The organism is Enterocloster sp. OA13, from assembly GCF_022440595.1.
GTDB classification, from domain to species: domain Bacteria; phylum Bacillota; class Clostridia; order Lachnospirales; family Lachnospiraceae; genus Enterocloster; species Enterocloster hominis.
Genome location: NZ_JAKNTF010000001.1, coordinates 5,461,652 through 5,485,782, shown reverse-complemented (window position 1 = coordinate 5,485,782; position 24,131 = coordinate 5,461,652). Strand labels below are relative to the sequence as shown.

At 47.7% G+C, this 24,131-nt stretch carries 27 protein-coding genes; 26 read left to right on the top strand and 1 reads right to left on the bottom strand.

All coding sequences use genetic code 11. The features are described from left to right. The first annotated feature begins 25 nt into the window (after window positions 1–25). The 10 genes from MCJ35_RS24545 (at window position 26) to MCJ35_RS24500 (ending at window position 10,161) form a co-directional block, all read left to right on the top strand. Entirely contained in the window at window positions 26–946 is a 921-nt protein-coding gene (locus MCJ35_RS24545; RefSeq protein ID WP_025484770.1) for a DUF5688 family protein, read from the top strand. A 69-nt stretch (window positions 947–1,015) separates the two neighbouring features. Next, window positions 1,016–2,059: a YqaJ viral recombinase family nuclease gene (locus tag MCJ35_RS24540; protein ID WP_034577241.1), complete on the top strand. Its 1,044-nt coding sequence runs from the start codon at window positions 1,016–1,018 to the stop codon at window positions 2,057–2,059. Beyond that, window positions 2,060–2,455 (top strand): DUF7768 domain-containing protein, encoded by a 396-nt coding sequence (locus tag MCJ35_RS24535; RefSeq protein ID WP_025484773.1) that lies wholly within the window; start codon window positions 2,060–2,062, stop codon window positions 2,453–2,455. Next, window positions 2,439–4,706, top strand: coding sequence for an SF1B family DNA helicase RecD2 (recD2, locus tag MCJ35_RS24530; RefSeq protein ID WP_025484774.1), 2,268 nt, complete (start codon window positions 2,439–2,441; stop codon window positions 4,704–4,706). The genes MCJ35_RS24535 and recD2 overlap by 17 nt, the downstream gene beginning before the upstream one ends. A gap of 86 nt (window positions 4,707–4,792) precedes the next feature. Then, complete coding sequence (locus MCJ35_RS24525) at window positions 4,793–5,974, top strand: phosphoadenosine phosphosulfate reductase domain-containing protein (RefSeq protein ID WP_240299686.1); 1,182 nt, start codon at window positions 4,793–4,795, stop codon at window positions 5,972–5,974. A 78-nt stretch (window positions 5,975–6,052) separates the two neighbouring features. After that, the gene (locus MCJ35_RS24520; protein ID WP_025484776.1) at window positions 6,053–7,147 is read left to right on the top strand and encodes a hypothetical protein; all 1,095 of its coding nucleotides are present in this window, start codon (window positions 6,053–6,055) and stop codon (window positions 7,145–7,147) included. Window positions 7,148–7,171: 24 nt separating this feature from the next. After that, window positions 7,172–7,438: a hypothetical protein gene (locus MCJ35_RS24515; RefSeq protein WP_025484778.1), complete on the top strand. Its 267-nt coding sequence runs from the start codon at window positions 7,172–7,174 to the stop codon at window positions 7,436–7,438. Window positions 7,439–7,505: 67 nt separating this feature from the next. Continuing rightward, window positions 7,506–8,711, top strand: coding sequence for a hypothetical protein (locus MCJ35_RS24510; RefSeq protein WP_025484779.1), 1,206 nt, complete (start codon window positions 7,506–7,508; stop codon window positions 8,709–8,711). A gap of 152 nt (window positions 8,712–8,863) precedes the next feature. Further along, window positions 8,864–9,787 carry a ParM/StbA family protein gene (locus tag MCJ35_RS24505; protein WP_025484780.1) on the top strand — a complete coding sequence of 308 codons (924 nt, stop codon included), beginning with the start codon at window positions 8,864–8,866 and terminating at the stop codon, window positions 9,785–9,787. Window positions 9,788–9,792: 5 nt separating this feature from the next. Then, a complete protein-coding gene (locus MCJ35_RS24500) occupies window positions 9,793–10,161 on the top strand; it encodes a hypothetical protein (protein ID WP_025484781.1) in 369 nt (122 codons plus the stop codon). 118 nt (window positions 10,162–10,279) lie between these two features. Here MCJ35_RS24500 and MCJ35_RS24495 read toward each other — a convergent pair whose 3' ends face one another. Further along, window positions 10,280–10,606: a helix-turn-helix domain-containing protein gene (locus MCJ35_RS24495; RefSeq protein ID WP_025484782.1), complete on the bottom strand. Its 327-nt coding sequence runs from the start codon at window positions 10,604–10,606 to the stop codon at window positions 10,280–10,282. A gap of 133 nt (window positions 10,607–10,739) precedes the next feature. Here MCJ35_RS24495 and MCJ35_RS24490 point away from each other — a divergent pair, with 133 nt between their 5' ends. From MCJ35_RS24490 to MCJ35_RS24415, 16 genes are all read left to right on the top strand, one after another. Then, the gene (locus tag MCJ35_RS24490) at window positions 10,740–11,558 is read left to right on the top strand and encodes a hypothetical protein (RefSeq protein WP_025484783.1); all 819 of its coding nucleotides are present in this window, start codon (window positions 10,740–10,742) and stop codon (window positions 11,556–11,558) included. A 91-nt stretch (window positions 11,559–11,649) separates the two neighbouring features. Continuing rightward, window positions 11,650–11,820, top strand: coding sequence for an RNA polymerase sigma factor (locus MCJ35_RS24485; protein WP_240299685.1), 171 nt, complete (start codon window positions 11,650–11,652; stop codon window positions 11,818–11,820). 66 nt (window positions 11,821–11,886) lie between these two features. Next, on the top strand, window positions 11,887–12,108 hold the full coding sequence (locus MCJ35_RS24480) for an RNA polymerase sigma factor (RefSeq protein WP_240299684.1): 222 nt from the start codon (window positions 11,887–11,889) through the stop codon (window positions 12,106–12,108). After that, entirely contained in the window at window positions 12,105–12,758 is a 654-nt protein-coding gene (locus tag MCJ35_RS24475; protein WP_025484784.1) for a hypothetical protein, read from the top strand. The genes MCJ35_RS24480 and MCJ35_RS24475 overlap by 4 nt, the downstream gene beginning before the upstream one ends. A 463-nt stretch (window positions 12,759–13,221) precedes the next feature. Beyond that, entirely contained in the window at window positions 13,222–14,532 is a 1,311-nt protein-coding gene (locus MCJ35_RS24470) for an ABC transporter substrate-binding protein (RefSeq protein ID WP_025484785.1), read from the top strand. A gap of 110 nt (window positions 14,533–14,642) precedes the next feature. Continuing rightward, complete coding sequence (locus MCJ35_RS24465; RefSeq protein WP_240299683.1) at window positions 14,643–15,533, top strand: branched-chain amino acid ABC transporter permease; 891 nt, start codon at window positions 14,643–14,645, stop codon at window positions 15,531–15,533. Window positions 15,534–15,546: 13 nt separating this feature from the next. Next, window positions 15,547–16,554: a branched-chain amino acid ABC transporter permease gene (locus MCJ35_RS24460; protein WP_240299682.1), complete on the top strand. Its 1,008-nt coding sequence runs from the start codon at window positions 15,547–15,549 to the stop codon at window positions 16,552–16,554. 1 nt (window position 16,555) lies between these two features. After that, entirely contained in the window at window positions 16,556–17,410 is an 855-nt protein-coding gene (locus MCJ35_RS24455; protein ID WP_025484786.1) for an ABC transporter ATP-binding protein, read from the top strand. Then, on the top strand, window positions 17,403–18,101 hold the full coding sequence (locus MCJ35_RS24450) for an ABC transporter ATP-binding protein (RefSeq protein ID WP_025484787.1): 699 nt from the start codon (window positions 17,403–17,405) through the stop codon (window positions 18,099–18,101). Before MCJ35_RS24455 ends, MCJ35_RS24450 begins: the two co-directional genes overlap by 8 nt. A 12-nt stretch (window positions 18,102–18,113) precedes the next feature. Then, the gene (locus tag MCJ35_RS24445) at window positions 18,114–18,764 is read left to right on the top strand and encodes a cytidylate kinase-like family protein (protein WP_025484788.1); all 651 of its coding nucleotides are present in this window, start codon (window positions 18,114–18,116) and stop codon (window positions 18,762–18,764) included. Next, the gene (locus MCJ35_RS24440) at window positions 18,761–19,618 is read left to right on the top strand and encodes an aminotransferase class IV (protein WP_025484789.1); all 858 of its coding nucleotides are present in this window, start codon (window positions 18,761–18,763) and stop codon (window positions 19,616–19,618) included. Before MCJ35_RS24445 ends, MCJ35_RS24440 begins: the two co-directional genes overlap by 4 nt. Before the next feature lie 20 nt (window positions 19,619–19,638). Continuing rightward, a complete protein-coding gene (locus MCJ35_RS24435) occupies window positions 19,639–20,730 on the top strand; it encodes a DUF4392 domain-containing protein (RefSeq protein ID WP_025484790.1) in 1,092 nt (363 codons plus the stop codon). 4 nt (window positions 20,731–20,734) lie between these two features. Continuing rightward, window positions 20,735–21,439 (top strand): 5-oxoprolinase subunit PxpB, encoded by a 705-nt coding sequence (gene pxpB / locus MCJ35_RS24430; protein ID WP_025484791.1) that lies wholly within the window; start codon window positions 20,735–20,737, stop codon window positions 21,437–21,439. A gap of 6 nt (window positions 21,440–21,445) precedes the next feature. Further along, the gene (locus tag MCJ35_RS24425; protein ID WP_025484792.1) at window positions 21,446–22,465 is read left to right on the top strand and encodes a 5-oxoprolinase subunit C family protein; all 1,020 of its coding nucleotides are present in this window, start codon (window positions 21,446–21,448) and stop codon (window positions 22,463–22,465) included. Then, window positions 22,462–23,262: a putative hydro-lyase gene (locus MCJ35_RS24420; protein ID WP_034577283.1), complete on the top strand. Its 801-nt coding sequence runs from the start codon at window positions 22,462–22,464 to the stop codon at window positions 23,260–23,262. Before MCJ35_RS24425 ends, MCJ35_RS24420 begins: the two co-directional genes overlap by 4 nt. A 97-nt stretch (window positions 23,263–23,359) precedes the next feature. After that, window positions 23,360–24,121: a LamB/YcsF family protein gene (locus MCJ35_RS24415; RefSeq protein ID WP_025484795.1), complete on the top strand. Its 762-nt coding sequence runs from the start codon at window positions 23,360–23,362 to the stop codon at window positions 24,119–24,121. The last annotated feature ends 10 nt before the right edge of the window (window positions 24,122–24,131 follow it).

Here is a 24,131-nt window from a genome sequence, read left to right as displayed (position 1 = left end):
AAGCAGAATATGAGGAGGAATCAAGATGGATGAGTTGATGCTAATGGAGCTTTATTATAATGTCAAAAAAGAACTGGGCCAGGAATATGATGTCCAGGTTCAGTCAGTTGTAAAAAATAACAATAAGGAACTTACTGGTTTTGTGATACGGAAAGGAGAAGAACAGGTTGCGCCGGTGATTTATGTGGACAGCCTTCTCAGCCGTCCGGATTATGATTTAAACCAGGCGGTTGATGAGATAGTGAGCTTAGTCCACCATCACTGTGTCCCACCAATCAGTGCAAACATACTGCTGGATTTTAATGCTATAAAAGAACGGCTTCGTTTAAAACTGATTAACTACGAAGCCAATCAGCCACTTCTTGAGGAGATTCCACATGTAAAATACCTCGACCTGGCAATTGTATTTTATTTGCTTATTGAGGAGAATGACGAAGGCCAATTGACGGCCTTAGTACATAACGGGCATGTGGAAGCCTGGGAAACCAATGTGGAAGAACTGTATAAAATTGCCCTCAGCAATATGAGGGAGAAACAGCGGCCCCGTTTGGAGCCTTTAGAAAACATCATGAAGAAACTTGTGAAGGATTCCCGGATAGACGCACTCGATGATGTAGTGGCGGATTTTCCGGAAGCCAAAATGGACATGTATGTTTTAACCAGTGAGCGTGGTATATCGGGTGCAGCAACTATCCTGTATTCCTCTGCATTGGAAAAATTAGCCGATGCGTTTAACTGTAATATCATCATTTTCCCGTCCAGCATCCATGAGATGATTCTGGTAGGTGAGGAAGAAGGGTTAGAATATGCCCAGTTGAGCCAGTTGGTCCGATTGATTAACTTACAAGAAGTCTTTCCCGAGGACCGGTTATCAAACAGTGTTTATCTTTATGACCGGAGAAAAAAGGAAATCAGGATTGTTTTTCAGGGAAAGGCATTAAGCTAAATAAGCATATAAAACGAAAAAGACGGGTTTCATATCCGTCTTTTTCTTATCAGAAAGAGAGGTATGAATATGAGTTTAGGAACAAATTTAGATTACTCCCCCTCTGTGCTGACAGATACAGAAGGGCTTACAGAGGAAGAATGGTTAAGTTACCGCAGACTTGGAATTGGCGGTTCAGATGCGGCCGCAATCATGGGCCAGTCCCCGTTCTGTACCAAGAGGGACCTTTATTATGACAAATGTGGCATGAAACCGGTCTTAGATGAAGAAGAGTCTAACTGGGTGGCAAAGGAAGTAGGACACCGCTTGGAAGATTTGGTGGCGGAGATATTTTCCCGTAAAACAGGACTGAAGGTATATCCCATCCGTAAGATGTTTAAACATCCACTCTACCCATTCATGTTGGCAGATGTGGACTTCTTTATAGAGTTACCAGATGGGAGCACCGGAATCTTGGAATGCAAAACCACAAACTATAATTGCCAGGATAAATGGGCCAACGATACGGTACCGATAAACTATGAGTACCAGGGACGGCATTATATGGCTGTCATGAACCTGAATGTGGTCTATTTTGCCTGCCTGTATGGAAATAACGAGAATGAGTTCATTATCCGAAAGATGGATCGGGATCTGGAGACAGAGCTAATCCTGATTGAGGAGGAGGAAAACTTCTGGTTAGAAAATGTACAGAAAAAAGTGGAGCCTCCTTATACAGAAAAACCTGACCTGGTACTGGAAAGTATCCGGCGGTTCTGCGGCCCTGCCGAAGTAGATGCGGACGAGGTGAAACTTGGAAGTACCCATGCGAAATCCATAGAAAAATATCTGGAATTGAAGGAAAAGAAAAGCTCTGTGGATGCGGAGTCGAAAAGACTGGAGTCAGAAATGAAAACAGTGTATGCCGGGATTGTGGAAGAAATGGGAATCAGCTGCAAGGCTACATTAAAAACAGGGACAGAAAATTATATTGTGACCTATAATCCTGTTTACCGGACCGGAATCGATAAGAAAAACCTGGAGCGGCTGAAACTGCAGCATTCGGATATCTATGAAGATTATGTTTCGGTTACGGAAAGCAGACGGTTTTCTGTAAAGAAAGGAGCAGCGTAAATGCTGAAAAACAAGACATATTACATTTGTTCTCCGCTGTATGCGCCTACCCATGATGGCATCCGGAAAAATATGCTTATGGCAAGGTACTATATGAAGCGTATCAGTGGCGAATACGGCTGCAGGGCTGTGGCGCCACATGCCTATCTCCCGGAACTCCTGGATGATACAATTCAGCGGGAACGTGAGCTTGGAATCGCTTTCGGTATGGTGCTTTTAGGCTGGTGCGATGGGGTGATTATATGTGGAGATATTATCAGCAGCGGTATGGCGGCAGAAATTAAGGAAGCTGAAAAACTAAACCTTCCCCTCTATCATTTGAAAGAAACACCGGGAGCAGTTTACCTTACCGCATATGGAAAGGAGCAGGATTCATTCTATGAAATGCAGATATAACAGGAGAATATATGAAAAAGAGAGTTCAGGCTATTGCGTATACACCTATCTGACAGATGATGAAGGAGTACCGCAGGCAGCCAGGAACAGATATTTTAAAGGGGATGGGATTGAATTCTCGGCTGTAGGCACTAACCTGCCTTCGGATGAGAATATAGAAGTGGACCTCACTGGAAAATGGGTAAAGAACCCCAAATATGGCTTTCAGCTTTCCGTGGAGGCTTATACGGAGCTTCTCCCGCAGACTGAAGAGGGAATCAAAGGATATCTCGCTTCCGGCATGATAAAAGGAATTGGCCCACAGATGGCGGAACGAATTGTGGGACGCTTCGGAACCAGAACCTTTGAGGTGTTTGAGAACTACCCTGACAGCCTGTTGGAAATCAAAGGCATCAGTCAAAAAAAGCTGGATACGATTCTTGTCTCCTATCACGGCAGCCATGCCATGCGGGATCTGGCAGCCTTTCTATCCCCATTCAATGTTACCCCCAAAAAAATACAGAAAATATATGAAGAATTTGGAAATGAAGCGCTGGAGACTGTAAAAAGTCAGCCGTTTACTCTTTGTCAGATTCATGGTTTTGGATTCCTGACCGTAGATACGATTGCAAAAGCAATCAAGTGCAGGCCCGATGATTCCATGAGGATTGAAGGCTGTATCCGCTACTGTATGGAACAGGAAAATCAGGAAGGCAATCTGTACTGTGAGAAAGAGGTATTCCAGAAAAAAGTGTATGATCAGCTGAACCAAGGTTATACCAGGGAAGTGGTGACACCAGCCATGATTTATCAGGAGCTGTACCGTTTGGTGCAGGAAGCGGAATTCTATTATGAAAAGGGCGCATTTTATTCGGCCCGTTTTTATGAATATGAGTGTGGCGCTGCAAAAGCTCTGGCCGGTTTACTGGTTCAGGAGGAAACAACCCTGGTAAATATTGATTTCCTGATAGCAGAAGCCCAAAGAGAATTAGGAATCAAGCTCTCTGGGAAACAGATGGAAGGGGTAAAGAAAGCCTTTGCCTCTATGGTCAGCATCATCACCGGAGGCCCGGGAACAGGCAAGACTACGGTAGAGCAGATCATTCTGTACATCCGGGAGAAACTGGGCGTGGATATGGTGCTGTTAGTAGCCCCTACGGGGCGGGCAAGCAGACGCATGGCTGAATGTACCGGATTTACGGGTGCCAGCACGATGCACAGTGCCTTGGGCCTGACTAATGAGGAATTGGATGAAGAACGGGAAGAAATGCTGGAGGCACAGCTGATTCTATCAGATGAGTTCTCGATGGTGGATATGCGGCTGGGCTATGAATTTTTCAACCATATCAAAAAAGGAACCCGTCTGATTCTAATTGGCGATATAAACCAGCTTCCGAGTGTCGGTCCTGGAAATGTATTCCGGGAACTTATCCAGTGCGGTGTCATTCCCGTCACGGTTCTCGACATGGTATTCAGGCAGAAAGAAAACAGTCGGATTGCGTTAAATGCATACCGGATGCTGAAAAATGATGTGGCGCTGGAATATGGTGCAGATTTTGTGTTTATTCCGGTAAAAAGCGCAGCGGAAGCAGCAGATACGATTGAAAAACTTTATCTTGATGCTGTAACACGGCTGGATACAGACCAGGTACAGGTACTGACTCCATACCGTAAAAAGGGCGATGCCAGTGTAAATGCCCTGAATGAACGGCTGTGGAACCTTGTTAATCCACCAGCTGTTGATAAACGGGAAATAAAGTCAGGCAGCCAAGTATTTCGGGTTGGTGACAAGATCATCCATAACAAGAATAAAAATGGAATCAGCAATGGAGATACCGGGTTCATCTCGGACATCTATCTGGATGAAGATGGTGTAGAGCTTGCCAGACTTGATTTTTCGGATGGGCGCTCAGTGGAGTATACCAGTGATGAACTGGATATGGTTGAACACGCTTATGCCATAACCGTACATAAAAGCCAGGGAAGTGAATATCCGGTTATCATCCTTCCGTGGATCCCAATGTTCTATAAGATGCTGCGGAGGAACATTCTATACACGGCAATCACCCGGGCAAAAGCTCAGGTTTTCCTTGTTGGGGATAAACGGGCCATTTACAGGGCAATCCATAACACGGAAAGTGATAAGCGTAATACCATGCTGGGTGAACGGATTATCCAGGAATACAACATGCTTTTGGAGGATAGGAATGAAAACAATCCGATAAAAGCAAATCAAAATGAAGATTACGAGCAGCTGGCAATTAACTTCTAAACTGCCACAACAGTCAGGGCGCAGGCTACAGATATTCTCTGGGCCTGTTGCCTTGAAAAGTCTGTGTGGTGTGGAAAGGAATCAATATGTTTATTCAGGAGGATGATTTAAAGCTCAATAGCTGGCAGTTCAGCCAGAGAAAATATCTGCCTTGGGACATGAAAATGAGGCTTACGGCAGTCAGAATCCGGGAATGGTATGACAACTGGGGAGGACAGGTTTATTTAAGCTACTCCGGTGGCTTAGACAGCACGGTCCTATTGGATTTTATACGCAAAGAATTAGGCGACTCAGTGCCGGCCGTGTTTTGCAATACAGGCTTAGAATTCCCAGAGATTGTAAGGTTTGCCAGAGGCGCCAGGGGAGAGTTCGTAGAGATTGCCCCCCGGGACCGGAGCGGCAACAGAGTTACCTATCAACAGGTTATCTCGACCTATGGTTATCCGCTGATTAGCAAGGAAACAGGGGAAAAAGTTTATAAACTGCGTCATGGGAATCTGTCAGAACGTTACAAGAGGTACCTCTTGAACGGTGATGAAAGGGGTAAGTTCGGAAAGCTTGCAGACAAATGGAAGTTCCTGGTGTCAGCACCTTTTGAAACTTCAAGTAAATGCTGTGAGATTATGAAAAAGCGGCCTTTCCACCGTTTTGTTAAGGAGACGGGAAGGGTCCCGTATATTGCCACAACACAGGATGAAGGATTCCGGAGGGCAAATCAATATGCCCATACCGGCTGCAATGTGTATGACGGCAGGACGATTAAGAGCCAGCCAATTGGTTTCTGGACAAGACAGGATATTCTCCGGTATGTGGTTGAGAATGACCTGGAGATATGTTCGGTATATGGCGATATCCTTCAATGTTCCGATGGGACTTATTATACTACAGGCGAGCAGCGTACCGGCTGTATGTACTGTGCCATGGGGGCGCATTTGGAGGAGGAGCCTAACCGGTTCCAGAGGATGTCCTGGACGCATCCCAGGTGTTATGATTTCTGTATGCGTAACACAAAGGTAATTCGGAGGGCGGACGGGGAGGAATTATACCAGCCTGCCGTGTCGAAGATCTGGAACTGGGAGATTGAACGGGATATCCAAAAAAAGATAAAAGAGTGTGGAGCTGTAGAGTTTTACCAGGAATATCAGGTGATACGCGGCCTTGGAATGGCTCAAGTGCTGGATTATGTGGGTATCCCCTGGACAACCTGGGAAGCACAGGGGCAGATGACTTTTGCGGATTTCCCGGAAGTGCTGCCCAAGACTGCATAAAAATTTTCAAGCAAACGGAATCACAGCGGTACTTAATGATTAGGACTGCTTTCCGTAAAAAGAAAGGAGAAATGAAAAATGAGTGAAATGACAATGAACCAGGACTGTATGTATCAGAATGTGAAGGAAATCCAGGAACTGAACCGGGTGGAAGGATTTGACCCCAGAAAATATATGCGCCAGCTGACCGGAGACGGCCAGGCTGCAAAGTATTACCTGGATGTGGTTTACCGCAAACTCTGGTTCCGGCTGAAGTATCCCAATGGAAAGATTGTTAAGACCTTAAAGAAATTAACCGACCAGGTAGCCATTGTGGAAGCAAAAGTATACCTTGACCGGAATGATCCGGAAGAAAGCTTTATTTCTAATGCGCTGGCTCAGAAGTATATGACTGCGGACGACCAGTTTGGCAATAAATATGTGGAGCTGGCGGAAACGGCCGCTGTTGGACGGGCTTTGGCAGATGCCGGCTTTGGCCTGCAGTTTGCCGACCTGGAAGGGGAGGCAGATCCGAATATTGTAGACGCTGGCCTGGAACACATGTCAGGAGCGGCAACAGGGGAAAGCCTTCCGGATGGTACCTATATGGAAGTGGCCGGAGAGACGTATACTGCAACCGAGGAGCAGATTCCCGGTCAGTACGACATAAATACCTACATCGACAGTCAGGCACCCCAGCAGGCGCCTGCTGGAAATATGGCAGGTGCTGAAATGAATCAAATGCCACAGGCGATGCAGAACAATGTACCACAGGCGATACAGAACAATGTACCGCAGGCGATGCAGAACAGTGTGCCACCGACTACGCAGAACAATATGCCGCCGGCCATGCAGCCGTCGCAGACAGGAACAGAATCCAGGCCGGTGCAGAACCGGCAGACAATGCCGCCGACTCAGGCGCCTACCCAGGGTAATCAGCCTTCTATCCAGGATACTTTATCCCGAATTCAGAGAAATCTTCCGGTGGAGCAGATTTATAAGATGTTAAACCGGGATATGGCGGCAGCCCTGGTAATCAGCGCTGGCTATTATAAAGATAAGCTGACGTTGGGACAGCTTGCGATTGAAAAGCCGCAGTCTTTAAACTGGTATGTCAATGACTATAAAGGTCCGGATAACCTGCTTAGAGCGGCTGCGCGCTTCCTGCTGGATGCGGCAAAACGTGCAGCATAACAATGCCATTATGGAGGGAAACAGATGAGTGTATTAACAGAAAATATTGATAGCCAGCCATATACAGGGAAGAGAACGGTAAAAGGCCGGCTCAGGCTCTCAGAGAAGCCATCACTGGATGTATTCTTTGGTGGAAACCCCAACGTGATCCCGATAACGGGAGTAACCAGAGGCAAGATTTATGAGGTAGTCTCTGTCGAAGGTTTTGGTGATGGGGAGGATGTCACATTTATAGATGACAACGGAAATCTGCAGTGCCTTGGCGATTTTTTCTTTGAAGAGGTAAGTTGATATCATATTTTTGATGGCTGTCCGGTCTTATCCGGATAGCCAGTATTAAGGAGAGGAGGCAGCAGAGATGTATGACGACCTGCCCTTTACAATGCGAGATGTGGTTGAACTGCTTCACGTAAAACCAGCCTGTAAAAAAAAGGATGGAACATGGGATTGTGACTGCCTCTTTTGCGGCGCAAAAGAGAAGATGAACATCAATTTTGATAAAAACGTATTTGGATGTTTTGTCTGTGGGGAAGGCGGAGGCATACTTGACTTTTATGGACATTTATTCCATGTGGACCGTGGAACAGCCTGCAAAGAAATCAAGGCCGCGCTTGGAAAGGGTAAGACGGATAAGAAATATGCGCCTCCTAAAAAAGAGCCTGAACTGCCAACACCGCCTCCGGTGGAGCAATCGGAAAGGACTTCCACAGAGAATATCGATCAAACATTCACTATGCTGCTTCAAATGCTGCCATTAACGGCAACACATGAGCAGAAGCTGCTGGAAAGAGGTTTTACGAAAGAGCAGATTATAAAGAACGGTTATAAAAGTACACCTGCTTTTGGCCTGAAAAAAATGGCGGAAAAATTAATAAAAGCCGGATGCACCGTGCAGGGAGTACCAGGTTTCTACCTGGATGAAGATGGAAAGTGGACGATAAACTTCCATACAAAAAATTCTGGATTTCTGGTACCGGTCCGCAATATTGATGGGTTGATTACCGGTATGCAGATTCGCGCCGACCGGCCATATAAGGACAGAAAGTATATCTGGCTTTCCAGTTCCAATTATTACATGGGGGTGACTTCAGGAAGTCCGGTCCATTTTGTTGGAAACGAGGGCGAGGAGACAGTCTTTGTAACGGAAGGACCATTAAAAGCAGATCTTTCCCATGCTTTGTCTGGGAGAACATTTGTCGCTGTGGCCGGTGTGAATCTGTATAATAATCTGCCGCCTGTTATCGGACGGCTGAAAAAAAGCGAAACTAACTTGTTTTATGAGGCTTATGATATGGACAAACTCATAAAATTAACCTGTCTCAGGGACTGCCAGGAGAAATGTGAGGTGTGTGAACTAAAGGAAAGTGGATACAAGACCGCATTATGCCCGAAAAAGAGCATCAAGAGGAGGAACATTCAGAATGGCTGCAAGAATCTTTACCGCATCTGCCGGGAAATAAAAGCCGATTGCAAGTCGCTTACCTGGGATCAGGATGAAGAAGGAGAATGGAGGGGAAATATTAAAGGTGTAGATGATTATCTGGTAAGTCTCAATCGAGGTTGAGGACAACATCCAGATATATTGCTTTGAGGGAATACAGGCATCTGTCAATATGGCGGATGCTTTTTTCATATGAAAACAGGTAATTACTCAAAATTGTTGTCTTTTGCGCATTGCAAACGTATAGATAAGAAAAGCAAAGGAGATGTATGATTATGTATGAGGAAAGAACCATTGGAATTGATCATGGGAACCGAAATATGAAGACAGAGAACCTTATTTTTACTTCTGGCCTGCAGGTCAGTGAGAAGCAGCCGCCATTTGGTGATTACATGATATACCGGGATCATTACTATGCGCTAACGGAACAGCGGATTCCTTATCAGAAGGATAAGACGTTGGATGAACGCTTCTTTCATCTTACCCTGTTTTCCATTGTTAAGGAGTTGGATCGGGAGAAAGGGATTCTGCAGAACCAGATTGTGCGTGTCAATCTGCCGGTGGGACTTCCTCCCAAGCATTACGGCAGCCTGTACCAGAAGTTTGAGCAGTATTTGTTCCGGGACGAGATTCAGGAGGTCATTTACCATGGACAGAGCTACTCCATCTGCATAAGCGATGTCATGGCATTTCCCCAGGACTATGCTGCCGCCATGACAATTTACGGAAAGCTGAAGGAGTTCGTAAAGGTCGTTGTGATTGATTTAGGCGGGTTCACGCTGGATTATCTGCTGATGCGAAGCGGACAGCCTGATTTGGGCGTATGTGATTCCCTGGATAATGGCGTCATTAAGTTATATAACAGCATTTCCTCCAGAATCAGTTCGGAATATGATATCCTCCTGGACGAAACAGATATGGACCAGCTGATTCAGGACAAGCCGACGGATTACCCGCAAGAGGTTATCCTGACCGTTCAGGAAATGGCCAGACTGTTCACAGAAGATTTCCTGGGAAGCCTCAGAGAGCGTGGAATCGATTTGAGATCCGGCGGCGTAGTCTTTGTAGGTGGTGGGGCGATTCTTTTAGAGAAACATATCCGGGAATCCGGAAAAGTAGGAAACTGCATTTTCATTCCGGATCTGCAGGCCAATGCGAAAGGATACCGGATACTCTACCAGCTGCAGAAAGGCAGGTAGCCTATATGGGAAAGAAAAATGAGTTTGTGTTCAACATTGGTTTTAATCCGGATTTACCGGAGCATGTCAAAGTGGCTGGCATATTAAACAGGCTTGGGCATACGAAAGCGAGCTATCTCGCAAAGGCGGTGCTATTTTATGAGGAGCATGGAGAAGCTGCATTTGGTGGTGCGGCCACCATTGATTATGAACAGTTGAAGCAGATGGTAAGGCAGATATTGGCAGAGCAGCGGAACGAAGGCAAGAGAAACAGCATGCCGCAGTCGCAGCCAGATAACGATAAAAGAGTGAAAGAAAAAGAGTCACCGGTACCGGAAATTGGAGATGATGATATGGCAGGCATTCTGCAGGCTCTGAACGGTTTTAGAAAATAGTATGGATTAGCCGGCAACAGGCTACCAGCGGAAGCGATAATGAGGCTCACAAATTAAAAAAACATATATGTTCAATATAAACGGCTAACCAGAAAAATTCCTGTCTGGTTAGCCGCTTTTAATCTTCAATATTTTGCAACGCTGCTTCCAGCATGGCAATTACAAGTTGTTGTGTACTTGGAGTTGCTTTCTCCCACAATAGTTCCAGTTCCCTAATTTTACGGCTCTGCTTTGTGTCTACCTCATCTTGTAAAAGATAATCCGGAGAAGCCTCCAGTGTATTGCAAAGTTGAATAAACAACGGAAGGCTTGGTATCTTTGAGCCGCCTTCTATCTGCCGAAGGTATGTTGCATTGATACTGCACCGCTCAGCTAGCTGTTCTGCAGTAATACCATGGTCTTTTCTGGTTATATTGATACGTTTTCCTAAAGTTTTCTTTTCCATATGCACCTTCCTAGTATTAGCTTGTAGCTTTAGTTTTATTCACTTTAAGACTACAATAGTTTGTGTACTTGAAATAGCCGCCTACAGAATATATAATATTAGCTAGTAGCTAATAAAGGAGGGAAATATATATATGAATACGATTTGGAAGAGACTAAAAAACGTATGGTTGCTTTTTTGGGAGGAGGATGAATACGATGTATCAAAGAAACACCTTAGTAAAGCCGATAAACGCTCAATCTGGTATGGGATTTTTATTATAACGACCCTTACTATAGCTGCTTCTGCTCTGGTTTTAAACCTGACCTATGCAAAGGCTGCAAAAGAGAATGAGGAAAATGTGGAAGCAGTCGAGAAAATGATAGCCGCTTACATTGCTTCTGCTACGGAAGACGAATATGAAGAAGTGGCGCGTACCTTGCGGCGGGATTTAGTATTTGGTGATTTCAGCAAAAATAAAAAAGAGTATATTCAATGCATTCCCAACACCGCTGATCCCTGCAGGCTTTATCTGAATACATTTCCTTCCCAGGTGTATCTGCTTTGTAATAATACAGGTATGTTGTATTCCCTGGATATCTTTGAAGACGGAAATAGACAGGACTGTAATGAAAACAGAGGGACTTCTGTAAGCTTTGGTTATGATGAGGTGAGTGAAGGCAGTCTTATCATTACAAAATCATTTGCCGATAAAAGCGGAGAGGCCCGTTTAGAACGGAAACGGGGAATTATCAGCATACAGCGAATGAAGGGGCTGTTTTGCAATGATTGCATTGAGAGTATTTTAGATGTTGTAGATTATGGGCTTATGCCGGAATTTGTGATCATGGATGGAAAAAATAAGACATTTTACCCGATAGAAGAAGGAGCACTGCAAATTGGAGATTACAAATTGGAGATTAATTATAAAAATGATGAGTATTATATTTTGGTGAATTATGTGGAGGAGTAAACGGAACAGGTCCAGCAGTATGCGAAAATAAAAATATAATGTCACGAAAGAGGCCTAAGAGGTGTGTACTATTATAGAGGTGCAGGTGCTGATGGACAGAGAAGAATTATTTTTGAAATATATGGATCAGATATACCGGATGGCCTTTTTTATGCTGTTGAATACTCATGATGCCGAGGATGCGGTACAGGAAACTTATGTGCGTATGCTTGTAAAAAAGCCAAAGTTTGCTGATAAAGAACATGGAAAGGCATGGCTGTAGAGGGTATGTATCAATATTTGTAAGAATCAGATACGTTTTTGGAAGCGACATCCGCAGTATGAGCTTGTGGAGATTCCTATTAAGATTGATTCATTCAAAGAATGGGAACTGTTACATGAGATTTCCCGGCTGCGAGACAAATCAAAGGAAGCTTTGATATTATCTGCTGTCGAGGGATATTACATAAAAGAGATATCAGCAATGCTAAAAATATCGGAGTCAGCAATCAAAAAGAGACTTCAGAGAGGCCGCGAGGAATTAAGCAGGCAGTTAGGGGTGAGACAATGAGGAAACTATCTGATTTACCAGAGGAAATGGTTTTAAATGACCAAGTGAAACAAAGAATTCTTAGAAACGGCAAGACGATTGCACAAAAGAGAAGAAAACAGGCGCGACTGAGGAAAGGAATTCTTGTGGGTGCTGTTGTCATCGCCAGTATTGTCTTCCCATTAAGCAACGATTCCTACATATCCAATGAGAGGGGGCTGCTTCCTTTGACGGTGTATGCGAAAGATGTTTCTGGAAAAGAGGTATTGGACATAGGTTCAGGGAGAGTATTCTCGTTGACCAGAACGGAGACACCATTGGGGGAAGGCTATACTTTGCAGATGGTTGCGAAAGAAGGCTACCATTATGAACTGAATATTGAGGATATGGGAACTGGTCTTGAAACAATTTTCATCAGAGATAATGATGTATATTGGATTCCTGATTACTGGAAGGATAGCAGCGGGAAACTCTACGATACAGATGGCAATGAGCTTATGATAACAAATGTGTTATCATCACCTATTTTGAATTACTGTGTTTATAACCAGGAAAACCGGTTATGTACAGAACTATCGATACAACTGCATGAAGAAGAAACGGGAAGTGCTGAACTGATTCGTCTGGTATGTTATCCAGAGGAGAATGGAGTAAAGCTGCAAAATAGATAAATATCCCTGACAGATAGGGCCAATTTGTTCCATTAAAATATATTTACTGGCGCTCTTTCGATAATATTATTTTTGCCGGATACCTTCTAAAAAGGAGATACCCGGCTTGTTTATTACCTGAACATATTCCATTGTCCAATATAGAAATGAAGCTATAAAATCTGCTGACTCTTTAATGAAAGTATGTGAAAAATTTTTGGAAAATTTCACAAAAATAAAGTATTTGTAAGAAAAAACTTGCTTTTCTAAAAACCCGGTGTTATACTTTGCCCAACATACAAAAAGTGATGCAGGGCATCAGAACAGAATAATCCTGAGAGAACAAAGAGGTCTCAATTGCTGGATAGCAGTTGCGGCCTCTTTTCTGTTATTGAGGAAAACGAGGAGGTTTTCCCTGTCAATGGACGGGAAGCCTCCTTTATTGCATCCTGTATGGAAACAAAGAAAGAGGAGGAACCAAATTATGAAAAAGAGATTGTTATCCTTTGTACTGACCACGGCCATGGCTGCCAGTCTGCTTGCAGGATGTGGGTCATCCGCCCAGCAGGGAGCGGCGGCCGGCAACACTGCCGGGACAGAAGCAGCTTCTTCCGGCGACACGGCTGCCGCCGATGACGGGGCGCAGGCGGCTGATCAGGATACGGCGGCGGATGGAAGCAGCGGTGAGATGACGGGCAGCAGCGGTGAAGTAGGCGACAATGATGGAAAGACCGTAAGGATTGGCGTCATCTGCTCCCTGACAGGCGGTTCCGCCATATATGGGGAAGGCGCACAGAATGCGGTTGACATGGCTGTGGAAGAAATTAATTCCAGTGATTCAGAATATAAGGTGGAAATTATAAACGGAGGAAAGGGCGTGGATGATGCCAGCGATGCAAAACAGGCTATCAATGCGTACAACAGCCTGATGAAGGAAAGCCCCGACGCTGTTGTGGGGTGCTTTTTCTCCTCAGTCACATTACCTATTGCAGAGCAGGCATCCAAGGACAACATGCTTCTCCTTGCCACAGGGGCTACCAATAAGGATGTAACCTTAAAAGGCCCCAGTATCTTCCGGGACTGCTTTATCGATCCATACCAGGGCAAGATGGCTGCCCAGTTTGCAAAAGAAAAAGGATGGGCCAAGGCCGCAGTCATCTATGCCAAGGATGATGACTATTCCAATGGTCTAAAGGATGCTTTTATTGAAAATGCAAAAGCAAATGGTATTGAGGTGGTTTATACAGGAGAGTGCACGACCAAGGACGCGGATTTTTCCTCCCAGGCTTCCCAGGTAGTTGCTAATGGTGCTGATTTCCTGTTCTATCCCTGCTTCCTGGACACGGTTCCCCTATTAGTGGGGGCTGCAAGGGATGCCGGATTTGAGGGCGCAATCATGGGCGGCGATGGCTGGGATGGTTCTGACACAACGGGAATTGAAGACAAATTTGAAAACTGCTACTTCACCAATCACTATTCTTCTGAGGACACGGCGCCTGCAGTTGCCAACTTTGTCACCAAATACACGGAAAAATATGGTACAGAAAGCCTGAATGCATGTGCCGCCCTCTATTATGATGCCATTTACATGCTTGCAGAGGCTGCAAAGAACGGCGGAGGATGTGACACAGCTTCCCTTGTCAAGGGAATGACAGGCATGACATTTACAGGCGTGGGCGGGACCTTTACATTGGACGGGAATGGTGACCCGCAAAAATCAGTTGCAATCAATACATATGAAGGCGGCAAGGTGAAGTGGCTGATGACGCTTTCACCAGAGGGTTCTAAGGAATAAATATAGATAAATGTGCATGAAGGCATGATGAAACTTGCCGGATTGCACATTTTCCATTAGAAGCTGAAATATCTGATATGGGAAAAGAATGGAGAAAGAGGAAAACGCTTATGACATTTTCGCTGTTTATTCAAAGTCTCATAAATGGTCTGAACCAGGGAGCCATCTATGCGCTGATAGCTCTGGGCTATACCATGGTTTATGGAATCATACGCATGATTAATTTCGCACATGGTGATTTTATCATGATTGGTTCCTATACATTGTTTTATACCATCCCACTGATGATTCACACCGGCATGCCAGCATGGATGTCCGTGTTCCTGGCGGTTGTGGTCTGTGCGGCGGTTGGGGTGATTGTGGAGGTGGCTGCCTACAAACCAGTCCGCAGAGCCGGCGCCATGTCGGCGCTGATTACGGCCATGGCCATGAGCCTGCTGCTGGAGAATCTGGCGATGCTGCTTTTTGGCGCCAAACCCCATAATGTGCAGAAGATATTTTCACTTCCGTCCGTGAATTTTATGGGAGTACCGCTGCCCCTCAATGTGATATTGACCATACTCATCGGCATTGTCATGATGACCGGGCTTCAGATATTCATTAAGAAAACCAGGATGGGAAAGGCCATGCGTGCAGTCCCACAGGACAGGGATGCTTCCATCCTGGCTGGCATTAACGTGGACAGGGTCATCACGGTTACGTTTGCCATCGGTTCCGCCCTGGCGGCAGTTGCCGCCCTTATGTATTGTGCCAAATATCCACGAGTCACCAATGACATGGGGTCTATGATGGGGCTTAAGGCGTTTATTGCGGCTGTGCTGGGAGGAATCGGGGTGATTCCTGGCGCCATGTTGGGCGGTGTGCTGGTGGGGCTGGTGGAAATTTTTGTGAAGCTCTTTGCGCCTGGATGGTATGAGGCCATTACATACGCGATTTTGATTGTGATCCTGTTGGTGAAGCCTGCCGGCATTCTGGGTAAGAATGTGGGCGAGAAAGTTTGATGGAGGTAGGGAAATGCAGAAAAATCACAAGGTATCATACTTTATCAATTTTCTTGGGATCCTGGCGGTATTTGGAATATTTGCACTGCTTTTTGAGGGGAAGGCATTTGGTACATCTACCCAATATATTAAGGGAATCTGTACCACGGCCTGCTATACCATCATTATGGTAGCTTCATTGAACCTGGTAGTGGGCTGCATGGGGGAGTTTTCCCTGGGCCATGCCGGATTTGTATCGGTGGGGGCTTATGCGTCGGCAATTGTCTCCCATGCACTTGCTGGCAGGGGACTGCCGGATATTGTGCTGTTTATTGTAGCCCTTTTGGCAGGCGGAATGGCGGCTGGGTTTACCGGAGTGCTGGTGGGTATTCCGGCCTTGAGGCTGCGGGGGGATTATCTGGCTATTGTGACGGTTGCATTTGCGGAAATCATCCGGGTCTGTTTCTGTAATTTTCCTATTACAGGCGGTGGAAAGACCATGAGCGGTATCTTGAAGCTTTCGGGGTTTTACTGGTGTTTCTGGATCATGGTGGTCTGCGTTGCCATTATGTATATGTATGTACGCAGCCGGTACGGCCGGACTGTAAAGGCCATCCGGGAGGACTACATAGCTGCAGCGGCTTCCGGTATTAATGTAACTTATTACAAGGTGCTTACATTTACGGTAGCAGCTTTTTTCGCGGGAATTGGAGGGGGTATCTATGCTCACTATATGACAGCCATGATACCGACAAATTTTAATTTCATGTACTCTGCGGAATTGCTCTCAGAAGTCATCATTGGGGGCACAGGCTCCTTTACCGGATCCATCATCGGCGCAGCCTTCCTGTCCTCCCTTCCGGAAATGATGCGCCAGTTTTCCCAATACCGTATGCTGGCATATTCTGTCATCCTGGTCTTGGTGATGGTATTTAAACCGGGAGGGATTTTCGGGCAGTGGGAATTTTCGTTGTGCCGGGTCTTGGATAAACTGGCAGGCTGCAGAAGGTTTCTTCGCAGGACAGTGAAAGGAGGTGCATGACATGGCGGGAATGGAACAATATCCGGTTTTAAGGGCTAAGAATCTGGGCATCCAGTTTGGCGGCCTTAAGGCGGTGGATAATTTTAACCTGGAGATAGGGGAATCTGAGCTGGTGGGTCTCATTGGCCCCAATGGAGCAGGCAAGACAACGGTCTTTAATCTGCTTACAGGCGTATATAAACCTACGGAGGGCTCCTTCTATCTGAACGGGCAGAGGATGAACGGCAGGCGTACCCACCAGATCGTGGAGGCAGGCATTGCCCGTACCTTCCAAAATATCCGGCTGTTTAAGAAGATGACGGTCATTGACAATGTCAAGGCGGCCATGAACCGGGAACTGATGTATCAGCTTCCCCAGGCGATACTGCGCACCCCATCCTACTGGCGTGAGGAAGCACGGATTACGGAACGGGCCAGGGAGCTGTTAAGGATTGTGCATCTGGAGGGTAAAGAGGAGTATGAGGCGGATAATCTCCCTTACGGGGAACAGCGCCGCCTGGAGATTGCCAGGGCCCTGGCCACGGATATGAAACTCCTGCTGTTAGATGAACCGGCGGCAGGCATGAATCCTACGGAAACAGAGGAGCTGCTGGATATCATCCATTTCATCAGAAACCGGTTTAAGATTTCGGTCCTGTTAATCGAGCATGATATGAGCCTGGTCATGAGGATATGCGGACGGATACAGGTGCTGGATTTCGGCACCACCATTGCTTCGGGCACCCCGGAGGAAATTGCCAATCATCCTAAGGTAATAGAGGCATATCTGGGCAGGGATGAGGATGATGGCGGGGAAGGACAGGAGCACGGCAGAGACGGGAACCAGGAATACAGGGAGGTGGGGAAAGATGCTTGAGATAAAGGATTTGAATGTTTCCTATGGGGCGGTCCACGCCATACACGGCATTTCCCTGGAGATCCATGATGGGGAGATAGTGTCCCTGATCGGGGCCAATGGAGCTGGCAAGACCACTGTCCTGAGAACCATATCAGGGCTTAAGAGGGCGGACTCCGGCGAGATACGGTTTGATGATTGTGACTTAAGGAAAACGGAACCCAGCAGGATCATTAACCTGAAGCTGGCCCATGTACCGGAGGGCAGGCATATTTTCCCCCAGATGACTGTGGAGGAGAACCTGGAAATGGGGGCTTACGCGGACGGAAAAGGAAAAGAGGAAAATATGGCCGATGTGTATGGGCGCTTTCCACGTCTTAAGGAACGCCGCAGGCAGCTGGCAGGTACCCTGTCAGGAGGGGAACAGCAGATGCTGGCAGTGGGCCGGGCGCTGATGGCAAAACCAAAGATGATCCTGATGGATGAGCCGTCCATGGGCCTGTCGCCTCTCCTGGTAAAAGAGATATTTTCCATTATTAAAGAGGTAAATAGGCAGGGAATTACCATACTCTTAGTAGAGCAGAACGCCAAAATGGCCCTTTCCATAGCCGACCGGGCGTATGTGCTGGAGACAGGGAAGGTAATCATCCAGGGGGATGCCAGGGAACTGTTAAATGATGCCAGGGTGAAAAAGGCTTATCTGGGACAATAGGAGGAGAATATCATGGCAAATCAAGTAATACATTTTGCAATTGCGATTACCCGGACCTGTGGTAGCGGAGGCGGCAGCTATATTGGAAAAAAGCTGGCGCAGGATTATGGGATTGATGTATATGACCGCAAGCTCCTGCGCCTGGCTTCAGAGGACAGCGGTATTAACGAATCCGTGTTTGCAGGCGCGGATGAAACTACGAAAAAAACCCTTTTGTATCGTGTATCCCAGCATATCTACAACGGTGAGGTAATTCCTCCGGAAAGTGGGAATTTTGTGTCGGATCAGAATCTGTTCAACTATCAGGCCAAGGTGCTCAGGGAGCTGCTGGAACGGGAATCCTATATCTGCATCGGCAGGGCGGCTGATTTTGTCCTAAGGGATAAGCCCAATGTGGTTTCCGTATATCTGGATGCGCCCTATGAATGCCGTGTGGCCAGGGAAATGGAACGTCAGGGTATCAGAAGGACGGCCGCGGTCCAATATATCAATCATCTGGATAAATATAGAAATGCGTATTATGTATATCACACGGGCCGGCAGTGGAAAAACCCTGCTAACTACGATCTTTGCCTGGATACGTCCAGTCTGGGTCTGGACAACTGTGTGGAACTTATCAAGGAGTATATCAGACTGAAATTCAGTGCGGAGGTCATGCCATGAAAGAACTTGCATACTATGATGGAACAGTAGGGACGCCGGAAGAGGTGATGGTGCCGTTTAATGACAGGGTCCACTTTTTCGGGGACGGTGTTTATGATGCAACAGTGGGGGGAAACCACAAGGTTTACCTTTTGGACGACCATCTGGACCGTTTCTACTCCAGCGCAAAGGCGCTGGGTATCAGGATACCCATGGATAAAAAGGAGCTGGGTACCCTGCTGACGGAATTGCTTTCCAGGGTGGAGGGGGATACACATTTTGTATACTGGCAGGTTACAAGGGGAGCTGCTTCCAGGAATCATGTGTATGACCCGGATATGAAAGGGAAACTGTGGGTCATGATCCGGCCGAACACACTCCGGGACCCGGATTCCCCTATACAGCTGATTACGAAAGAAGATACCAGGTTTTATCACTGTAATATCAAGACACTGAACCTTCTGCCCTCCGTGGTGGCTTCACAGGAGGCCAGCGAAAAGGGAGCAGACGAGACCGTATTCCACCGGGACGGGACAGTAACGGAATGTGCCCACAGCAATGTGTCCATCCTGAAGGACGGGGTATTCATATCACACCCCAATGATAATCTCATACTGAGGGGAATCTCCAAGACCCATATGATAAAGGCCTGTTACCGTCTGGGAATCCAGGTAATGGAACGTGCGTTTACCCTGGGCGAACTGATGGAAGCAGATGAAGTGATTGTTACATCCTCATCTAATTTCTGTCTGCATGCAGAATGTGTGGATGGTGTCAGGGTGGGAGGAAAGGACCGGGATACCCTGCAGATGATTCAGGATGCGGTGATTGAGGAATATCTGGATTATACGGGTAAGGCCGGTATCATGGACTGAATGATCAGGGAGGTGGGAAGATGGATAGGGAAGAACTGGAACAGAGGAATGTGGGCGAAAACCTGGATGCATTGATGAACCTGGATCCCAGGGGATACGGCGTGTGCCGTATCCTCTATGAGGGAAGCAGGAAAAAGACTGGCGGGCCCCTGACCATGAATGCGGCCCAGGCCCTGTGCGGGACGGTCCGGGCAAATGCCCCGGTGTTTATCATAACCGGTTTTGTACTTCTGCCCCACAAGGTACCGGAGATGGACGGCATGGTAAGTTCCATGCTGCTGGCCCGGGCCATGGTCCTGGCGTTTGGGGCAAAACCCATCATCATATGCCCGGAGGACAGTAAAAAAGCAGTCAGGCGGTGTGCCAGTGTGGTTGGCCTGCATATTTATGAAGATATGGAATCCGTATTGGGCCTGCCGCTCAGTATGGGAATCATCACCTTTACCAAAGATACCGCTTCGGCCAGGGCACAGGCAGAGGGAATCCTTAAAAAGGTAACCCCGTCAGCAGTGATATCAGTGGAAGCGCCGGGAGCCAACTTAAATGGTGTATATCACAATGCTGTAGGGGACGATGTATCGGAACTGGAGGCTAAGACGGATGTGCTGTGGGACCTGCTGAGGGAAAGGGGAATCCTGAATATTGCAATCGGAGACCTGGGAAATGAAATAGGGATGGGTACGATTGCAGACCATATAAGGCGTTTTGTCCCTTTTACCGGGCCGGGTGAATGCAGGTGCGGGTGCAAGGGAGGAACCCTGGCAGCCAGCAGCGCTGACCATATTATTACAGCCACCTGCTCTGACTGGGGCTGTTATGGGATGATAGCGGCCTTGTCCTACCTGAAGAGAGATATGGAAATATTACACAGGGAGGATCTGGAAGCAGAGCTGATGCGGGTGGCGTCCCGCAATGGAATGATTGATATGACCGGTTCCCTGATGCCTGGCATTGATGGATTCAATACAAGGATGAACACGGGCATTGTCAGTCTCATGAGGCAGTGTACGGCCTATGCGGTGCGCTATTCCCATAACTCCGACCATTGGTTCGGACCCGTGCTTGAAAAAGGATTCTTTTCAGAAGGATGTGACGGGCAGAAGGCGGGGTGAGGGCATGGCAGAGGGCTTTGTGCTGAAAGCGGTGGGGGACCAGGCAATCCTGGTAGGGTTGGGGGATTCCATCAGTGAGGACACAAGCAGACGGGTCATGTCCCTGAATGCCAAGGTCCGCATGACCGTGTGGGAAGAAAACGGAATCCTGGAAACCGTGCCTGCATTTAATTCACTTCTAATCCGCTATAACCCCCTTGTCATAGGATACAGCAGCCTGTGTCACCTGATCCGGTCATTTATGAAGCAGGAAGGACAGGATACGGGGACCGATGGCAGACTGGTGGAGATTCCGGTCTGTTATGGCGGGGAATATGGTGGGGACCTGGCTTTTGTAGCCAATCATGCCGGACTTTTGGAGCAGGAAGTGGTGGACATCCACTGTGGCAGGGATTACCGGATATATATGCTGGGATTCCTTCCAGGATTCCCATATCTGGGGGGACTGGATGAACGGCTCTTTACACCCCGGCTTCCAACCCCCAGGGTATGTATCCCGGCCGGTTCCGTGGGAATCGGAGGAGAACAGACAGGGATTTATCCCTTGGATTCCCCTGGGGGGTGGAGGCTCATCGGGAGAACCCCACTCAGGCTTTTTGACCCACGAAAGGGCGGAGAACTTCCATATGCGGCCGGGGATTCCATCCATTTTATTCCCATTGGGGAGGAGGAATTCAAAGCTGTGCAGCTGCAGCAGGAAACGAGGTGACACCATATGGCTATGGAAATCATTGAGCCGGGTCTGCTGACCACGGTGCAGGATATGGGAAGGACTGGCTGCGGCGCATTGGGATATTCCACAAATGGCGCCTGCGATAAATATTCCATGAAGCTGGCCAACCTTCTGGCAGGAAATACAGACAGGATGGAACAGGCTGCCGTACTGGAGTTTACCATGAAGGGAGGAGTCATACGATTTACTTCATCTTATGTCCTGGCGCTGGCAGGAGCTGATATGGCGCCGGTTATGAATGGGAACCCGGTTCCTATGTATGCGCCGGTTCCTGTAAAGGCCGGGGACATACTCATCCTGGGAATGGCCTTGTCGGGAATGCGCTGCTATCTGGCTGTCCGGGGAGGCATCGGTGTACCTTTGATTATGGGAAGCCGCTCTACCGATTTAAAATGTCATCTGGGTGGATATGGCGGCCGTGCCTTGAAGAAGGGAGATGTACTGGAGGCAGGCCCGGAACAGGGCGATGCGGTGGGATGGGATTTTTTATCCGGTGAAAATGGGTTAAGATTCCTGGCCGGAGAGGATGAGCCATGGTTCAGGATACCTTCCAGCCATTATAGCTACAGGGGAATGGAGCGGCGCCTGGTGCTGCGCACCGTGCCGGGACCTCAGGAGGAAGCGTTCACGCCGTATGGCATTGAAACATTTACCCATAGCAACTATTGCCTGTCCCATCAATGCGACAGGATGGCATGCAGACTGACAGGACCAGCTGTTGAAACAAAGGGCGGTTCTGATATGATTTCAGATGGGATTGTGGAGGGTTCTGTCCAGATATCTTCGGATGGCATGCCCATGATCATGATGGCGGATCACCAGACGACCGGCGGATATGCAAAGATAGGAACGGTTGTTTCCACGGATATTCCGGCCCTGGCCCAACTGAGGCCGGGAGACGGAGTGGTATTCCGCTTTATTTCAGTGGAGGAAGGGATAGAGGCATGCAGGAAGGAATACAGAAAAATACAATGGCTGAAGGAAAGGATGTGCATGGAATGAGAAGCAGATACGAGGACTGGGAGCCGCGGCGTGTACGGGAACAGATCCGGTCGGGGGCAATCGCCTCCCCTACTGCCGGTATGTGCGCCGGCTATGCCCAGGGTAACCTGGTAGTTCTTGAGAGGGAACTGGCCTGGGATTTTTTGCTGTTTTGCCAGAGGAATCCAAAATCATGTCCGCTTTTAGAGGTGGCTGATGCCGGAAGCCGGACTTTTCCCATATTTGCCCCGGACAGCGACATAGCCACGGATATCCCAAAGTACCGTGTATACGAAAATGGAATATGTACAGGGGAATACGCAGAGGTTGTATCCATGTTTGAATCCCAAGGCAGGGAGCTTGTCAGCTTTCTTATAGGATGCAGTTTCTCTTTTGAAGCAGAGCTTATGGGTGCCGGAATACCGGTGCGTCATATTGAGGAAGGGAGGAACGTACCTATGTATGACACAGGCATACCCTGTATTCCTGCCGGCAGATTTACAGGCAATATGGTAGTCAGCATGAGACCGATACCCCATGAGCTGGTTCCGGCGGCAGCGGCCATCACAGCATCCATGCCAAGGGTGCACGGCGCCCCTGTGCAGATTGGATATCCTGAGGCAATAGGGATTAAGGATATAAGCAGGCCGGACTACGGGGATGCAGTAACCATTATGGAGGGTGAGGTTCCGGTGTTCTGGCCCTGCGGTGTGACCCCACAGGCAGTGGTGATGAACTCCAAGCCTGAATTTGCGATTACACATGCGCCGGGACATATGTTCATTACAGATGTGAAGAATGTCTGCTTAAAGCTGTGAACGGGGGATGGGACTGCGGGCAGGTGACTGAGGATTTGAACGGATGTCTGGATCTGTGGGGAGGTGCCCGGGCCTTTGAGAGAAAGGTGGAGGATATATGGCAGCAATTGATTTAAACTGTGATTTGGGAGAAAGCTTCGGTATATATAAAATCGGGATGGACCAGGAGGTCATACCCTATATAACCTCCGCTAATATCGCCTGCGGTTATCATGCAGGGGATCCTCTTGTAATGGAGAAAACCGTGTCTTTGTGCAGGATGTATGGGGTCCGCGCAGGAGCCCATCCGGGATTTACGGACAGGATGGGATTTGGCAGACGGGATATGAGTATCACACCAGAGGAGGCAAAGGCGTATGTACTCTATCAGGTCGGGGCCCTGAAGGAATTCTGTAAAGCCCAGGGTATTCCCCTTCATCATGTAAAACTCCATGGCGCCCTCTATAACATGGCGGCAAGGGACTATGGACTAGCCAGCGCGGTATGCCGTGCCTTGGCTGACGCAGAGCCTTCCGTAATACTTCTTGCCCTTTGCGGCAGTCAGATGATACGGGCCGCAGAGGAGGCCGGAATCAGATACGCAGGCGAGGTGTTTGCCGACAGGGCATATCAGGCAGACGGTACCCTGGTGCCCAGGAACCGACCGGGAGCAATGATAGAGGACAAGAAGCTGGCGGTTAGGCGGGTTATCCGCATGGTCAGGGAAGGCATGGTGGAGAGTGCGGAGGGGGTGGATATCCCCATCCGGGCGGACTCTGTATGTGTCCATGGAGATGGGGAGCAGGCTTTGGAATTTGTAAGAGAACTGCGCAAGGGATTGGAAAGCGGTGAAATTGACGTGCGTCCCTTTGGGGAATAATCGCAGTTAG